The sequence below is a fragment of the Pseudoalteromonas sp. A3 genome (genome assembly GCF_025942345.1).
In the GTDB taxonomy this organism is placed as follows: domain Bacteria; phylum Pseudomonadota; class Gammaproteobacteria; order Enterobacterales; family Alteromonadaceae; genus Pseudoalteromonas; species Pseudoalteromonas atlantica.
Genome location: NZ_JAPCKL010000008.1, coordinates 153,027 through 169,972, shown reverse-complemented (window position 1 = coordinate 169,972; position 16,946 = coordinate 153,027). Strand labels below are relative to the sequence as shown.

At 40.9% G+C, this 16,946-nt stretch carries 15 protein-coding genes; 9 read left to right on the top strand and 6 right to left on the bottom strand.

All coding sequences use genetic code 11. The annotated features are described in order from the left end of the window. Positions 1–223 (top strand): hypothetical protein (locus OIZ54_RS14790; RefSeq protein ID WP_264390701.1); only part of this gene is annotated, 223 nt, incomplete at its 5' end. Positions 224–233: 10 nt separating this feature from the next. Here OIZ54_RS14790 and lpdA read toward each other — a convergent pair. The 4 genes from lpdA to pdhR all read right to left on the bottom strand — a co-directional run bounded on the left by lpdA (position 234) and on the right by pdhR (position 7,264). Continuing rightward, a complete protein-coding gene (gene lpdA, locus OIZ54_RS14785) occupies positions 234–1,661 on the bottom strand; it encodes a dihydrolipoyl dehydrogenase (protein ID WP_264390700.1) in 1,428 nt (475 codons plus the stop codon). A 175-nt stretch (positions 1,662–1,836) separates the two neighbouring features. Further along, a complete protein-coding gene (aceF, locus tag OIZ54_RS14780) occupies positions 1,837–3,747 on the bottom strand; it encodes a pyruvate dehydrogenase complex dihydrolipoyllysine-residue acetyltransferase (protein ID WP_264390699.1) in 1,911 nt (636 codons plus the stop codon). Positions 3,748–3,757: 10 nt separating this feature from the next. After that, complete coding sequence (aceE, locus tag OIZ54_RS14775; protein WP_024031395.1) at positions 3,758–6,424, bottom strand: pyruvate dehydrogenase (acetyl-transferring), homodimeric type; 2,667 nt, start codon at positions 6,422–6,424, stop codon at positions 3,758–3,760. Positions 6,425–6,514: 90 nt separating this feature from the next. Beyond that, the gene (gene pdhR / locus OIZ54_RS14770) at positions 6,515–7,264 is read right to left on the bottom strand and encodes a pyruvate dehydrogenase complex transcriptional repressor PdhR (RefSeq protein WP_004588597.1); all 750 of its coding nucleotides are present in this window, start codon (positions 7,262–7,264) and stop codon (positions 6,515–6,517) included. Between the two features lie 667 nt (positions 7,265–7,931). Here pdhR and OIZ54_RS14765 point away from each other — a divergent pair. Beyond that, the gene (locus tag OIZ54_RS14765; RefSeq protein ID WP_264390698.1) at positions 7,932–8,384 is read left to right on the top strand and encodes an REP-associated tyrosine transposase; all 453 of its coding nucleotides are present in this window, start codon (positions 7,932–7,934) and stop codon (positions 8,382–8,384) included. A gap of 82 nt (positions 8,385–8,466) precedes the next feature. Here the strand turns inward: OIZ54_RS14765 and ampE are convergent, their stop codons facing one another. Together ampE and ampD are read right to left on the bottom strand one after the other, a co-directional pair. Continuing rightward, the gene (ampE, locus tag OIZ54_RS14760) at positions 8,467–9,318 is read right to left on the bottom strand and encodes a beta-lactamase regulator AmpE (protein ID WP_264390697.1); all 852 of its coding nucleotides are present in this window, start codon (positions 9,316–9,318) and stop codon (positions 8,467–8,469) included. Positions 9,319–9,331: 13 nt separating this feature from the next. Continuing rightward, positions 9,332–9,886, bottom strand: a complete 555-nt coding sequence (gene ampD / locus OIZ54_RS14755; protein WP_264390696.1) for a 1,6-anhydro-N-acetylmuramyl-L-alanine amidase AmpD — start codon at positions 9,884–9,886, stop codon at positions 9,332–9,334. 215 nt (positions 9,887–10,101) lie between these two features. On the opposite strand from ampD, the gene nadC reads away from it, so the two are divergent. The 7 genes from nadC (at position 10,102) to yacG (ending at position 16,904) form a co-directional block, all read left to right on the top strand. Continuing rightward, positions 10,102–10,953 (top strand): carboxylating nicotinate-nucleotide diphosphorylase, encoded by an 852-nt coding sequence (gene nadC, locus OIZ54_RS14750; protein ID WP_264390695.1) that lies wholly within the window; start codon positions 10,102–10,104, stop codon positions 10,951–10,953. A 469-nt stretch (positions 10,954–11,422) separates the two neighbouring features. Next, positions 11,423–11,845 (top strand): pilin, encoded by a 423-nt coding sequence (locus OIZ54_RS14745; RefSeq protein ID WP_319641009.1) that lies wholly within the window; start codon positions 11,423–11,425, stop codon positions 11,843–11,845. 57 nt (positions 11,846–11,902) lie between these two features. Next, positions 11,903–13,126 carry a type II secretion system F family protein gene (locus OIZ54_RS14740; protein ID WP_264390694.1) on the top strand — a complete coding sequence of 408 codons (1,224 nt, stop codon included), beginning with the start codon at positions 11,903–11,905 and terminating at the stop codon, positions 13,124–13,126. A gap of 152 nt (positions 13,127–13,278) precedes the next feature. After that, complete coding sequence (locus tag OIZ54_RS14735) at positions 13,279–14,181, top strand: A24 family peptidase (protein ID WP_319641008.1); 903 nt, start codon at positions 13,279–13,281, stop codon at positions 14,179–14,181. A 1-nt stretch (position 14,182) separates the two neighbouring features. Continuing rightward, entirely contained in the window at positions 14,183–14,803 is a 621-nt protein-coding gene (gene coaE, locus OIZ54_RS14730; protein WP_264390693.1) for a dephospho-CoA kinase, read from the top strand. A 146-nt stretch (positions 14,804–14,949) separates the two neighbouring features. Continuing rightward, complete coding sequence (gene pilB / locus OIZ54_RS14725; RefSeq protein ID WP_029773362.1) at positions 14,950–16,626, top strand: type IV-A pilus assembly ATPase PilB; 1,677 nt, start codon at positions 14,950–14,952, stop codon at positions 16,624–16,626. A gap of 47 nt (positions 16,627–16,673) precedes the next feature. Then, positions 16,674–16,904, top strand: a complete 231-nt coding sequence (gene yacG, locus OIZ54_RS14720) for a DNA gyrase inhibitor YacG (RefSeq protein WP_024031401.1) — start codon at positions 16,674–16,676, stop codon at positions 16,902–16,904. Positions 16,905–16,946: the final 42 nt, after the last annotated feature.

Sequence of the window (16,946 nt, the reverse complement as noted above, 5' to 3'; positions counted from 1 at the left end):
TCAGCTATCAGCTATCAGCTATCAGCTATCAGCTATCAGCTATCAGCTATCAGCTATCAGCTATCAGCTATCAGCTATCAGCTATCAGCTATCAGCTATCAGCTATCAGCTAGAAATTTTGCTCATATTAACTTACGTGTCAAGACGAGCTTGTCTTAAACTGGCGGCTGACGACTATAAAAACAAAAAACCCAAGCCGAGGCCTGGGTTTTTAAACAGTTAACTAAAAGAGTTTACTTCTTCTTTTTAACTGCTTTTTTGTTTGGTAAATCAGTGATTGAACCTTCAAAAATTTCAGCTGCAAGGCCAATAGACTCGTTCAATGTTGGGTGAGCATGAATAGTAAGTGCTAAATCTTCACCGTCTGCGCCCATTTCAACTGCTAAGCCGATTTCGCCAAGCATTTCGCCTGCGTTAATACCCACCATAGCACCACCGATTACACGGCCACTGTCTTTATCAAAGATAAGCTTAGTAGAACCTTCAGTACGTGCAGATGCAATTGCGCGACCTGATGCAGCCCACGGGAATACCGCAGTTTCAATGCTTAAGCCTTGCTCTTTTGCTTCTTTCTCAGTCACACCTACCCATGCGATTTCTGGGTCAGTGTACGCAATTGAAGGAATACATTTAGGGTCGAAGAAGTGCTTCTGACCAGAGATAACTTCTGCAGCAACATGGCCTTCGTGTACCGCTTTATGCGCAAGCATAGGTTGGCCAACTAAATCACCAATTGCAAAAATATGGTCTACGTTAGTACGTAATTGCTTATCAACATTAATAAAGCCACGCTCATCAACATTAACACCTGCTTTATCAGCATCAAGTAAGTTACCGTTAGGCGTACGGCCTACAGCAACAAGTACTTTGTCGTAACGTACTGGCTCAGCTGGTGCGTTTTTGCCTTCAAAAGTAACGTATAAGCCATCATCTTTCGCTTCAACGCCAACAACTTTAGTAGAAAGCATAACATTGAATTTTTTGTTTACGTATTTTTGGTAAATCTTGATGATATCTTTATCCGCAGCCGGAACTAACTGATCTGCAAATTCAACTACATCAATATCAGAACCTAGTGCGCGGTAAACCGTACCCATTTCAAGACCGATAATACCACCACCTAAAACAAGTAGTTTCTCTGGTACGTCTTTAAGTTCTAATGCGCCAGTTGAATCAATTACACGGTCATCTTCTGGGATGAACGGTAAGCTAACAGGTTTAGAACCCGCAGCAATGATTGCGTTATCAAATGTAATAGTTGTAGTGCCGTCAGCACCTTCAACGTCTAAAGTGTTGCTGCCAGTGAATTTACCGTAACCTGGTACAACTTTAACTTTACGCATCTTAGCCATGCCGTCTAAGCCACCTGTAAGCTGGCCAACAACCGACTCTTTCCAAGAGCGAATTTTGTCTAAATCAATTTGCGGAGCGCCAAAAGTAACACCGTGAGATGACATTTCTGCAGCGTCATCAATCACTTTAGCCACGTGTAAAAGTGCTTTTGAAGGAATACAACCAACATTAAGACATACGCCGCCTAATGTTTCACGCAATTCTACTAATGTAACTTCTAAGCCCAAGTCAGCAGCACGGAAAGCCGCAGAGTAACCACCAGGACCACCGCCTAGTACAACAACTTGAGTTTTTAATTCGTTGCTCATGCTATTACCTTAATTGTTTGAACGGGACACTGCCCTAAAATTTAACTGCCATGTTTCTGCATGGGCAGAAAATCAGAGCAATTCACAAATAGTGCAAAGATTGTATCATTGCATATAGTAAAAATCCCAGCTAAAAACAACTGGCTGGGATTTGATTTTGTTCATATTGTAGCGATTACATCACTAATTGACGTATGTCGCTCATGTAGCTAGCAAGCGTTGCGGTAAAGCGTGCAGCTAGAGCACCGTCAATCACACGGTGATCGTACGACATAGAAAGCGGAACCATTAATTTTGGTTCAAAGTCTTTACCATTCCACTTAGGTTTCATTTCAGATTTAGATACACCTAAAATAGCCACCTCTGGTGCATTAACAATCGGCGTAAATGCCGTACCGCCAATACCGCCTAAGCTTGAAATAGTAAAACAACCGCCTTGCATATCAGATGACGTTAACTTACCTTCACGCGCCTTTTTAGAAATATCCATCAGCTCGCGAGATAGTTCAATAATGCCTTTTTTGTCCACATCTTTAAATACTGGAACAACTAAGCCATTTGGCGTATCTACTGCCACACCAATATTGATGTACTTTTTAAGGATAAGGCTTTCACCGTCTTCAGACAATGACGAGTTAAACGTTGGGAACTCAGCAAGTACTTTCGCTACCGCTTTCATCACAAACACAAGTGGTGTGATTTTAACGCCGAGCTTTTTCTTCTCGCTTAACACGTTTTGTTCTTTACGGAACACTTCAAGGCTGGTGATATCAGCTTCGTCAAACTGTGTAACATGTGGGATTTGCACCCAGTTACGGTGTAGGTTTTTACCCGACAGCTTTTGAATACGCGATAGTTTTTTCTCTTCAATTTCACCAAATTTAGCAAAATCTACTTTCGGCCACGGAATTAAGCCAAGCTCACCACCGCCCGCATTGCCTTTACCAGCTGGTAATTGGCCTGATTCAACTTGCTTAACTAGGTTTTTAACATAGTTTTGTACGTCTTCTTTTACTACGCGGTTTTTACGCCCTGAGCCTTTAACGTTTGCTAAATTAATACCAAACTCACGCGCTAAGCGGCGAACAACTGGCGATGCATGGGCATATGCGCTGTTGTTTTCAAAGCTTTCGTCGCTTGCTTTAGCAGCAGGTGCAGCTTGAGCTGGCGCAGACTCGGTTTTAGCAGGTGCAGCCGCTGGCTTTTGCTCAGCCGGTTCTGCTGCTTTTGCTGGCGCACTGCCTGCAACTTCAAAAACAAACACAAGTGAGCCAGTTTTGACTTTATCGCCAGCGGCCACTTTAATTTCTTTAACGGTACCAGCAAACGGGGCTGGTACTTCCATTGCCGCTTTGTCGCCTTCAACGTTTAAGATAGATTGCTCTTCTTCAACCGTATCGCCAACAGCAACCATGATTTCAGTTACTTCAACTTCATCATCGCCAATATCAGGCACGTTTACTTCTTTTGTGCTTGGCTCGGCGCTTTGAGTAGTCTCTGCTGGCGCAGATTCTTGCTTTGGCGCATCTGATGCAGGTGCACTTGAGCCAGCTACTTCAAAAACAAACACTAAAGAGCCTGTTTTTACTTTGTCACCTTCGGCTACTTTAATTTCTTTTACAGTACCGGCAAAAGGAGCTGGTACTTCCATAGATGCTTTATCGCCTTCAACACTTAAAATTGACTGCTCTTCATCTACGCTGTCACCAACAGCGACCATGATTTCTGTTACTTCAACTTCGTCGTCACCAATATCTGGTACGGTTACTTCTTTAGTTGAAGAACCTGAAGCTTCTGCAGGTGCAGACGCCTCAGTTTTAGCTGGCGCTTCTGGCTCACTTTGTGAACCTGACGCTTCGCCTTCAAAAATCATGATTAACGACCCTGTTGTTACCGTGTCGCCTTCGCTTACTTTAATTTCTTTGACTGTACCTGCTTGCGCAGCAGGTACTTCCATTGATGCTTTATCGCCTTCAACGGTTAGTAGCGATTGATCAACATCTACTTTGTCGCCAACGCTTACTAAGATTTCGGTTACTTCTACGTCATCGCCACCGATATCTGGTACATTAATTTCAATACTCATTGCAAACCTCTTATGCGTACAGTGGATTTAGTTTGTTTGTGTCAATGTCGAACTTTTTAATTGCTTCAACAACCACTGACTTTTCAACATCACCACGTTTAGCAAGTTCAGATAACGTAGCAACAACCACGTAGCTTGCATTAACTTCAAAGTGACGACGTAAGTTTTCACGGCTATCAGAGCGTCCGTAACCATCTGTACCAAGCACTTTATAGTTGCTGCTTGGAATAAATGAACGCGCTTGCTCTGCGTAGTTTTTCATGTAGTCGGTCGCAGCAACAGTCACTGAATCGTTTAATACGCTAGTGATGTAAGGCGTTTTTTGCTCGCTTTCTGGGTTAAGCATGTTGAAACGCTCAACGTCTTGACCGTCACGGGTAAGCTCATTGAATGATGTTACTGAGTAAACATCAGAAGCAATACCGTACTCTTCGCTTAAAATGGCTGCAGCTTTGCGCACTTCAGTCATAATAGTACCTGAGCTTAATAGCTGTACGTTGGCTTTTTTACCTTCGTAGCTTTCAAGCTTGTAAATACCTTTACGAATACCTTCTTCAGCGCCTTCTGGCATTGCTGGTTGATGGTAGTTTTCGTTCATAAGCGTTAGGTAGTAGTAAATGTTTTCTTGGTTTTCACCGTACATACGACGAATACCATCTTGAATAATTACCGCTACTTCAAATGCGTACGTTGGGTCGTAAGAAATACAGTTAGGAACCGTATTTGCAAGAATATGGCTGTGGCCATCTTCGTGCTGTAGACCTTCACCATTTAGTGTAGTACGACCTGCTGTTGCACCTAATAAGAAACCACGTGCTTGCTGGTCACCCGCCATCCATGCCATGTCGCCAACACGTTGGAAACCAAACATAGAGTAGTAAATGTAGAATGGGATCATAGGTAAATCGTTAGTGCTGTAAGATGTTGCAGCAGCTACCCATGACGACATTGCACCTAGCTCGTTAATACCCTCTTGAAGTACTTGGCCTGATGTAGCTTCTTTGTAGTAAGAAACAATATCGCGGTCTTGAGGGGTGTAGTTTTGGCCATGTGGATTGTAAATACCGATTTGACGGAATAAACCTTCCATACCAAATGTACGTGCTTCATCAGCAATAATTGGCACAATGTTTTTGCCAATGCCTTTGTCTTTTAGTAACACGTTAAGTGCACGTACAAAGCCCATTGTGGTAGAAATATCACGTTTTTGCTCTTCAAGTAGCGGCTTAAATGCGTCTACTTCTGGCAGTTTTAGCTCTTCAGTAAATTTAGGAATACGTGTAGGTGTGTAACCTTTAAGTGCATCACGGCGTGCGTGTAAGTACTTATATTCTTCCGAACCCTCTTCAAGCGTTAAGTATGGAAGATCTTTAATTTGCTCTTCTGATACTAAATCTTGTAGGCCTAAACGGTCACGTAAGTGTTCAACATGGCTCATGTCCATTTTTTTCACTTGGTGCGCAATGTTTTTACCTTCTGCCGCTTCACCCATGCCGTAACCTTTTACAGTTTTAGCAAGAATTACGGTAGGACGGTCGTTGGTTTGCTCAGCTTTTTTAAATGCAGCATAAAGTTTTGATGGCTCATGACCACCACGCTTAAGCGCAAAAATTTCGTCATCAGTCATATCTGCAACAAGTGCAGCTGTTTCCGGATAACGGCCAAAGAAATGCTCACGTACGTACGCGCCATCTTTCGCTTTATATGTTTGGTAATCACCATCAATTGTTTCGTTCATCAACTGTAGTAATTTACCTGATGTATCTTTAGCTAGCAGAATATCCCATCCGCTGCCCCATACAACTTTAATTACGTTCCAACCAGCGCCTTTAAATAGGCCTTCTAGTTCTTGAATAATTTTACCGTTACCCATTACTGGGCCATCTAAACGCTGTAAGTTACAGTTAATTAGGTAACATAGGTTGTCTAGCTTTTCACGTGCAGCAAAAGAGATTGCGCCGCGTGATTCTGGCTCATCCATTTCACCGTCACCTAAAAACGCGTATACACGTTGGTTTTTAGTGTCTTTTAAGCCACGGCCGTCTAGGTATTTTAAAAAGCGTGCTTGGTAAATAGACGCGATTGGACCTAAGCCCATAGATACCGTTGGGAACTGCCAAAATTCAGGCATTAATTTAGGATGCGGGTATGACGGTAAACCTTTGCCATCTACTTCTTGACGGAAGTTATCAAGCTGTTCAGCCGTAAGGCGACCTTCAACAAATGCACGCGCATAAATACCCGGAGAAATATGACCTTGGTAATAAACTAAGTCACCGCCGTCTACCTCATTTGGCGCTTTGAAAAAGTGGTTAAAACACACTTCATAAAACGCAGCTGATGATTGGTAAGACGCCATATGGCCGCCTAAGTCGAGATCTTTTTTCGATGCACGTAATACAATCATGATTGCATTCCAACGAATAATCGAACGAATACGACGCTCAAGGTTTACATCCCCTGGGTACGCCGGTTCTTGATCTACTGGAATAGTATTAACGTAGTTAGTTGTTGTGCCAGTTGGCATATCAACGCCGTCTAAACGGGCTTGCTCTAACACTTGCTCAAGTAAATACTGAGCTCGTTCAACACCTTCTTCGCGCACAACTGATTCAAGAGCTTGTAACCACTCTTGTGTTTCTAGCGCGTCTACGTCAATTTTATTGACTTCAGACATATGGAGGTTTCCTTATGTTTAAAATACGAATGTTGTTAATTTAATACCACGTATACCTAATTTAGTGTGTTCTAAGTACAGCGTATTAGCTTAATTTTGTTTTGTGCGTCTTAAACTACGTTCAATTCGCGAATGCTCTTTACCCGCTTCAAGTAATGCTTCTTCAATAAAGGCTAAATGGGCATTACTTGCTAAACGGGCTTGTTCTGGATTGCCCTCAATTACGGCATCCATTAATAAGCGCCGGTGCTGGGCTAATTGATTGCTAATATCTGGTTTTTTTAATAAAACCGTTAAGTTTTGCAATACATTTTGCTCCAGTAGCGCTTGCATGCCTCGCACTAAGTGAAGTAAAACCACGTTGTGTGAGGCTTCGGCTACACTAAAGTGAAACGCATTAATTGCTTTGGCTTTTAATTGTAAATCGTTATTAACTTGAGCAATTTTATCAAAGCTTTGTTTAACCTTGGTAAAATCGGTGCTGGTACCACGAAGCGCCGCATAATATGCAGCAATCCCTTCAAGCGCATGACGAAATTCAAGTAAATCGAACTGTGATTCAGGATGCTTACTGATCAAATCAAACAGCGGATCAGTGAGTCCTTCTTCAAGCTGATTTTTTACAAACGTGCCACCGCCTTGCCTGCGAGTGACCAATCCTTTTGCTTCTAGCTTTTGGATAGCTTCACGCAGTGAGGGGCGAGACACCTCAAACTGTTTTGCTAGTTCGCGCTCTGGCGGCAGTTTTTCACCTGGCGCTAATGAGCCCTCAAGAATCATATTCTCAAGTTGCTGTAAAATAACATCAGATAATTTTGCTGCTTTAATCTTTAAAGACATTAATCAACGTCCACGTTGCATAAATACTAAAAAGCCTAATTTTTAAGGCCTAGAGCTTGACAATTTACCCAAAAGGTAAATTGGTCATACCAAAAATTTTCAATAAGGTATCAAAAAGGCAAATAACTGTCAATTTACGGGTTATTTGAGCAATTAGAGTAGCGTAACGCATTTTGAACGAAGTTCAAACAATGCACAATTAAGGTTGTTTTATTCAAACGTTAACAAGATGAAAACAAATGGTCTGACCAGAGTGAATTAGAATATTCACTCTAGTTGAATTTATTGAAGAAATTAATTTTTAAATTGGAGAAGGTCGTAGCGGGTTTACCCCGCGACCAACAGCCTCACCGCGATACTCACCCTAAGCGAGGTACACCTTGCGCGATATAAAATCGCGACTACACAAAACCGTAGCAGCGGGTTTACCCCGCGACCAATTATCCTGCCGTGATACTCACCCTAAGAGAGATACACATTGCGCGATGTAAAATCGCGACTACGCAAAACCGTAGCAGCGGGTTTACCCCGCGACCAATTATCCTGCCGCGATACTCACCCTAAGAAAGATACACATTGCGCGATGTAAAATCGCGACTACGCAAGTCCATAAAAATTGCTACGCTTAAAATTAATCGGTCTGTAATTACTAAAATGCAGGAATGGTATGCATAGCTCATATTTATTACGTAAAGGAAGAGTATCTAAAGCAAACCACTATTATGCTATTACGTTAGTTTGCTACGAACGGGAAAATCTACTCACAAATTTAATAATTAATAGAGCAGTAATCAATGAAATGAAAAAGCTAGAGAAGGAGAAACAAATTAACTCAAATACATTTGTATCAATGCCGAATCACATTCATTGGTTATTTCAATTAAACGATATAGCAACATTAAGTGAGGTAATCAGAAATTTTAAAGGGCGCTCTGCAACTGCGTACCGAGAATTCAGTAAACAAAAACTTTGGCAGAAAGGGTTTTATGACCATTTAGTCAGAAGTGATGAAGATTTAACTCATTGCGCTAGATACATAGTCGCCAACCCATTACGTGCACATTTAATAAAAAACATTGCAGATTACCCATATTGGGACAGCATTTATTTAAACGCGTAGCAGCGGGTTTACCCCGCGACTAACTACCTCCCCCCGATACTCACCGTAGGCGCGGCTTACATTGCGCGATGTAAAATCGCGACTACGATAAACCACCAAATAAAGTAAGCAGTGCAATCAGTACTAAATAAAAAAGCACGTTGCGTTTAACTAATTTAATCATACAAGTGGCTTCAATAGCACATCCGTAATAACGCTGCTCTACTTGCTCAGCCGCAAGTGCTGTACATGTAACTACTTTGCGATTTGGCGTTTTAAAATCCAATACATAATGCAACCAGCAGCTTGTACCTTTATTAAAGTTACCAATAACTAAGTAGCCAAAGCTTGCAACACGCGCTGGTAGCCAATCTAGCCAAAATAATAATTTATGCAGCAGCGTAAAACGATTTGCAAACACCACTTTATGGTTTTCTTTAACTAAATCGGCCAACGTACGCACTATTGCATACAACACGGCTCCCGGGGCGCCAAGCATTACAAACCAAAAAATAACGGCGCAATAAAATCTAAAATTAATCCACGCTAAGGTTTGCCCAAATGTTTCTCCGCCCTCTTCACCCTCTAGGTGTTTTTGCCCCATTTGTAGTGCGTATAATGAGGCCGCGGTTTTATCATCCCGCGTTAGTGCATTTAAATACGACTTATATAAAGCGCGGTGCTTAGCACAACCAAAACAAACCAATAAAACCACAACATTTATAGCTAATTGCCACAGTACAAAGTCAGAGAGTACATATATAAGCGCAACAGCCACTACCGGCAAAACTAACCAAATTAAAAAGCCAATTCCCGAGCTAAACAATCCGTTTTCACTAAGTAATCTACCCGATCGATTTAAATAACCATTAACGTAATGGCTTATTTGCCAATACTGTGATCGCGCACCTAAACGCTCAAGTATTAGTGCAATAATTATAGAAACTAAAATCATGATAGCGACTCACTTAATTTGCTTGTTCTAGCCTGCTTATATAAGCAGGCCAATTAAAACTTTCCCCAGGGTCGGTTTTTCGCCCAGGTGCTATATCGCAATGCCCTACAACTCGCTTAGTGGTTATAAGCGGGTAACGGGTCATAATTGCCTTTGTTAGGCTATGTAAGCTGGTGTACTGCGCCTGAGTGTAAGGTGTGGTATCTGTACCCTCAAGTTCAATGCCTATACTAAAGTTATTACATGCGCTTTGCCCTTCATATTCAGATTGCCCGGCATGCCACGCACGTTTATTAAATGGCACATATTGAATAATCTCGCCAGTACGTTTTATAAAACAGTGCGCTGACACTCTAAGCCCATTTAAATCACAAAAACTGGGGTGCGCATTACAGTTAATCTCACCCATAAACAGTGCATCAACGTATTCGGTGCCAAATTGCCCAGCCGGCAAGGAGATATTATGAATTACCAACAGCGAAATATCGGTATTTTCAGGGCGCTCATCAAAATGCGTACAAGGCCGCTGCGTTATATTAGCGGCAACTCCGCTTGAATCTATCTGCATTATTTTAATACCACGGTATACATAAACTTGATGCTAAAGGATTTATATAAAGAATGATAGCCATTGCGGTTAGCTAACATTCAGCAGGTAGCATAACTTTTAGCAGCCATGCTATATATGTAGGTGTAATAAACCCCGCCCATTTAAAAGCGCTTCTATTAGTTATTTAAACATAGTAAAATTTGCTTAATTTATTAACACTTATGAGCCTTCATATGTCAATTTCGCACACGCTTATTACTCAACTTGTCACCCTCGCCTTAGATGAAGATCTAAATTATCAATCAGCACAAGACGGCGACATTACCGCGCAGCTTATCCCAAAAAACGAGCACGCAAATGCTAAAGTAATTACCCGCGAAGACTGCGTTTTTTGCGGTAAAGACATCATAATAGAAGTGTTTAAGCAAGTAGATCCAAGCGTTGAAGTAAACGTATTAGTAAATGATGGCGATTTTGTGCCAGCAAATAGCACCTTATTTACAGCTAAAGGTTCTGCCCGCGCTATTTTAACTGCAGAGCGTACCGCACTTAATTTTGTACAAACGCTTTCGGGTACCGCAACCACAACTGCAAATTATGTAAAAGAGCTTAGCGGCACCACAACCCAGCTGCTCGATACCCGTAAAACAATACCAGGACTCAGGCTACTTCAAAAATACGCTGTAAAATGCGGCGGCGGTGCAAATCATCGTATAGGCTTATTTGATGCGTTTTTAATTAAAGAAAACCACATAGCAGCATGTGGCGGTATTGATAAAGCAGTCGCACAAGCCAAGCAAAACCACCCTACAAAACCCGTAGAAGTAGAGGTTGAGTCGTTAAATGAACTTGAGCAAGCCATTAATGCAGGCGCCGACATAATCATGCTCGACAATTTTAGCGTTGAACAAATTCAGCAAGCTGTGGTCACTACTAATAAGCGCGCTAAATTGGAAGTTTCTGGTAATATGACGCTAGAAACGCTTAAAACTTACTCGCAGGCAGGTGTCGACTTTATATCCAGCGGTGCACTTACAAAAAATTTACAATCAATCGATTTATCGATGCGTTTTGAGCAATTTTAAAACAGTAAATTTACCTTTACTATAGCTAATCAATTGACAATCTAAGAAAAAAGACTTTAAATAAGCCAAAAGAGCTACTTTGTAACATTTTGTTAAATAAAGTATCCTTTTTAGAAAAATATGTGTGCTTTAGGCATAAAAAAAGTGTTACACTAACCCAGTTGTATTACTTCCTTGAAAAATATAGTAATAAGTAACTGCTTTTTGTTTTAATCTTAAAAAAATACCTAAAAGATTGAAGCAAATGTTCAGTATCTTTCCTATATTTAGTCTACTTTGTGTTTAGGTAGCCTGTGCAAGTTGCAACATAATGAACTCACATTTAGCTTTTGTGTTTCATACCTAAGGCTAAAAGTACGTGAAAATTTATTTTTAAGTAAATCTGTAAAGTTAATCAGGTAAATTAAGTTTGGCACTTTCGCCAGTAACCTGACTACCTTACAAAACATTATCCTTTAGGAGAGGAAACATGAAAACAATGACTCAAAAACAACAGGGTTTCACCCTAATCGAATTGATGATTGTTGTAGCAATCATCGGTATTCTTGCTGCGGTAGCACTGCCTGCTTACCAAGATTATACTATAAGAGCAAAAATGGCTGAAGTACTTGTTCAGGCAGGAGCACACAAGAACTCCGTTGTAGAGTTTTATCAATCCGAAAATGCTTTACCTACTGATTTAGATAAAGCAGGGGTTGATACTGCAAGTATTGCAAGCTCGTATATTACAGCCTTGACTATGCCTAATGCTGGAGAGTTACAATATGTTGTAGATATAGATGGCAAGGCTACTGGTAACGTTCTACTCGCACCAACAATTGCAAATGGCTCTCTAACATGGGTATGTTCAGGTACCGTCGATACTAAATACCTCCCTGCAAATTGTCGATAAATTTAATACAAGGTAGCTTTTTCGCTACCTTCCCTCCCGAAAAAGTACAGGTCTATAATGGCAAACCAAGACAAAAGTTTAGATACTTTCATTTGGGTCGGCGTTAGCGCCCGGGGTAAGCGTTTAGAAGGTGAGTTAAGCGGCCAAAGCATCCCCCTAGTTAAAGCGCAACTTCGTAAACAAGGCATCACCCCCTCTAAAGTAAAACGCAAACCCAAACCGCTATTTGGTATCAAAAACGTTCAAAAGATTACCCCTAAAGACATTGCGTTAGTTACACGCCAAATTGCCACTATGTTAATGGCCGGCGTTCCATTAATTCAAGCCATTGAAATGATTGGCTCTGGCTCAACCAATAAAAGTGTTGGCAAGTTAATGGAAACCATTGGCGATGAAGTAAAAGCAGGCCAACCTCTCTCACAAGCACTTAGAAAGCACCCCCGTTACTTTGATGATTTATATTGCGACTTAGTAGCATCAGGTGAGCAATCGGGTGCGCTTGATAAAATATTTGATCGTGTTGCACTGTATAAAGAGAAATCTGAAGCACTAAAATCAAAAATAAAAAAAGCCATGTTCTACCCAATTGCTGTATTGGTTGTTGCTGTAATTGTAACTTCAATACTTTTAATATTTGTGGTGCCACAGTTTCAAGATATTTTTAATGGTTTTGGTGCAGAGCTACCAGCATTCACTCTATTTGTAATTGGCATATCTGAATTTATGCAGGAGTATTGGTGGGTAGCATTAATTACTATTGTTGCTGCAGGTTGGGCTTTTAAAGAGGCTAGTTTAAGAAGTTTAAAACTAAGAGATGCAACCGACAGAACTATACTAAAACTCCCTGTAATTGGCATGATTTTAAATAAAGCGGCGGTTGCCCGTTACGCCCGTACACTTTCAACTACTTTTGCAGCAGGTGTACCACTTGTTGATGCACTCGACTCAGCTGCTGGTGCATCCGGTAATGCTGTGTATCGCTATGCTATTTTAGATATTAAAGCGGAGGTGAGCTCGGGTAACCAGATGAACTGGGCAATGCGTAACTCTAAAATATTCCCTGATATGGTTATTCAAATGGTGGCCATTGGTGAAGAATCAGGATCGCTTGATGGCATGCTTGCTAAAGTAGCGACTATTTACGAGCAAGAAGTTGATGATGCAGTTGATGGCTTATCTAGCTTATTAGAGCCGCTTATTATGGCTGTACTTGGTGTGCTTGTAGGTGGCTTAATTGTTGCCATGTACTTGCCAATTTTCCAGTTAGGCTCTGTTATTTAAAAACATAACTGTAAGCTGTAAGCTGTAAGCTGTAAGCTGTAAGCAAAATTTCAAACGCTAATTAATAGCTTGCAAGATAAAATGAATAGTAAGAACTATTCAATACAGCGAAATAAAATTGGCCTATAAATGGCCTGAAGTTAGGTATTTTAATGGAAAATCTTTTTCTTGATATAACCACTGCGATGCAAAGTCAGCAGTGGTTTTATTTAACCACGGTTGGCTTAATTAGTTTATGTGTAGGTAGTTTTTTAAATGTAGTTATTTATCGACTGCCGTTAATGATGCAGCGAGAATGGCAAAGTGAATGTAGATTATTATTAGAAGATGAACTAACAGCAAAACCTACACAAGCCAGTAACAGTGAGCCATTTAATTTAGTAAAACCTAATTCCACCTGCCCTAAATGCAAAACCACGATTAAGCCTTGGCAGAATATCCCTATTATTAGTTGGATTGTGCTTAAAGGTAAATGCGCTAATTGCAGTAACCCAATATCAGCGCGTTACCCGATAGTTGAAGCCATTACCGCACTATTAAGTTTAGTTATTGCCTACAGCTTTGGCGCTACTGAGCACGCCCTTTTATATATTTTTGTAACCTGGATTTTAGTGGCGCTCACCTTTATTGATATTGACCACATGCTACTGCCCGATCAGCTCACTTTGCCTTTAGTATGGCTTGCGCTTATAGCCGCTGTAATGGGTATAACAATAAGCCCAGGCGAAGCAATAGTAGGGGCAGCCTGCGGCTATTTAAGCCTGTGGAGTGTATTTTGGTTATTTAAGCTATTAACCGGTAAAGAAGGCATGGGCTATGGCGATTTTAAGTTACTGGCCGTATTTGGCGCACTGCTTGGCTGGCAGTCACTATTAACCATTATTTTGCTTTCAAGCGTGGTGGGCGCCATTATTGGTATTGCCCTTCTAAGCATACAAGGTAAAGACAAAGCAACACCCATTCCATTTGGCCCCTACTTAGCTATCGCGGGTTGGATAACCCTGCTGTGGGGCGCTCAAATTCAAGCTGCGTATTTTAATTTAATTGGTTATTAGTATGAATAAGCCAGCAACTAAAATAAACAATTGGGTATTGGGTTTAACAGGTGGTATTGGCTGCGGTAAAACGGCTGTTAGTAATATGTTTGAAGAACTGGGTATTTGCGTTGTTGATGCGGACATTATTGCCCGCCAAGTGGTAGCGCCTAATAGCACAGGGCTAAATGCAATCATTGAACACTTTAGCGAGGGTATTTTACTACCCGATGGCACATTAAACAGAGCAGCACTGCGCACTAAAATATTTACCAACAATGATGATAAAGAGTGGCTTAACGCACTATTACACCCGCTTATTCGGGAGAAAATACTCACCGATTTAAATAATGCAAGCAGTGCTTATGTTGTATTGGTTGCACCATTATTGTTTGAAAATAAACTTAACAAATACTGCAACCGTACTTTATTAATTGATGTACCACAGCCTGTGCAGATTGAACGTACTATAAAACGCGACAATATTAGCCTTGAGCAGGTAAATAGCATTATAGCGTCACAAATGCCACGGGAAGAAAAACAACAAAAAGCCGATGATATTCTAAATAATGACCGCGATTTATCACTTGTTCATGCAGAACTTGTTGTTCTTCATAAAAATTACCTACAATATGCAGTATAAAATACAACTAATGCCCCTTAATGCGGTCATAACAACATAAACTCGTAATTTGGTTAGCAAAAAAGGTGTTGATAAGCACAGCGAATTTAATCACCTGCTTTTTTCTGATAAATTGTTAACTATTGAAGGACTAAAATAGGTGCGCAATGAATATTAACTCACCGTTATTGAGAAAATTTATAACGCTTGGCCGCATTGATGCCGATACCGTAAAAGCAAAACAGCAAGAGTTTGCCTCAACCGCTGAGCTTATATCTAAATGTGGAAAAATTGACAGCAATGACTTAGCTGAACAATGTATAGACTTATTTCGCGTACCGTATTTTGATTTAAAAGACTTCGACCCTGCACAAATCCCCGAAGACTTAGTTAAAGAAAAGCTAATACGTAAACACCACATTTTACCGTTGGTTCAAAAAGGCAGAAAAGTATACATTGCCGCCTCAGATCCGACTGACTACGGTGCCTTTGAAAACTTTGAGTTTAGCACCGGCTTATCGTGCGAAATAGTCGTGGTTGACTATATTCAGCTAGATAACAAAATTGAGCAACTACTTGATGCTGCAGGCAGCTTAGATTTAAGCGCCGATGAATTTAAAGAGTTTGCCGACCTAGATAGTGAAGGCCCTAAAGAAACCACACCTAAAGATGATGATAAAGACGATGCGCCAATCATTGTTTATATCAATAAAATATTAATGGATGCCATTAAAAAAGGCGCTTCTGATTTACACTTTGAACCTTACGAGCACAAATACCGTATTCGCTTTCGTATTGATGGTATTTTGCATGAAGTTGCCAACCCACCCAATACCTTAGCAAGTAAACTGTCGGCGCGTATCAAAGTAATGTCGAGGCTCGATATTGCTGAAAAACGTAAACCACAAGATGGCCGTATTAAATTAAAAATTACAGAGCGTAAAAGCATCGATTTTCGTGTAAGTACTATGCCTACGTTATGGGGCGAAAAAATAGTAATGCGTATTCTTGATTCATCAAGCGCCATGCTAGGTATTGACGTATTAGGTTACGAAGAGGATCAAAAAAAGCTCTACATGGATGCGCTTGGGCAACCACAAGGCATGATACTTGTTACCGGCCCAACGGGCTCTGGTAAAACCGTATCGCTTTATACCGGTTTAAATATACTTAACCAGCCAGAGCGTAACATTAGTACCGCCGAGGATCCGGTTGAGATAAACCTTGAAGGGGTTAACCAAGTACAAATTAACCCTAAAGCCGAAATGACCTTTGCTAACGCCCTGCGTGCCTTTTTACGTCAAGATCCAGATGTAGTGATGGTAGGTGAAATACGTGATCTAGAAACCGCAGAAATTTCAATTAAAGCGGCGCAAACGGGTCACTTAGTGTTATCTACACTACATACCAACTCAGCGCCCGAAACCATAACGCGTTTATTAAATATGGGCGTGCCTGCGTATAACGTGGCAAGCTCTATAAGTTTGATTATTGCCCAGCGCTTAGCTAGGCGTTTATGCCCTAAGTGTAAAACTCCAGAAACACTGCCAGCAGAAGAATTGGCTCGTCAAGGATTTAGCACAACACAAATTGAAGACATGACACTATACGCACCCAAAGGCTGCGAAAATTGCACCGATGGTTACAAAGGCCGTGTGGGTATTTACGAAGTAATGCAAATTACCCCTGAAATTGCACAAATTATTATGCGCGGTGGCAATTCGCTCGAAATCGCAGAGGTATCGCTACAAGCTGGGTTTAATAACTTGCGATTATCGGGTTTACGAAAAGCCGCCGATGGTTTAACGTCTCTGGCTGAAATTAATCGCGTAACTAATATGTAAAAGTGATAGCCCTAATTTGGGCTAAAACACATTGTAGAGAGTAAAGTATGCCAACAATTGTTAACTGTCCAACCTGTAAAAACAAAGTTGAATGGTCACAGCAAAGCCCACATCGTCCTTTTTGTTCTAAGCGCTGCCAGCTTATTGATTTAGGTGAATGGTCTTTTGAGAACAATAAAATATCAACGCCTATTACCTCGGCTAACCAAATTAGCCAAGACATGATTGAAGATATTGAAGAGATGATGGCTAAAAACGATGACGACTTTTTTAAATAAGCGTTTTTCACCCTCTTAAACGACAAAAGCCAGCATTAAGCT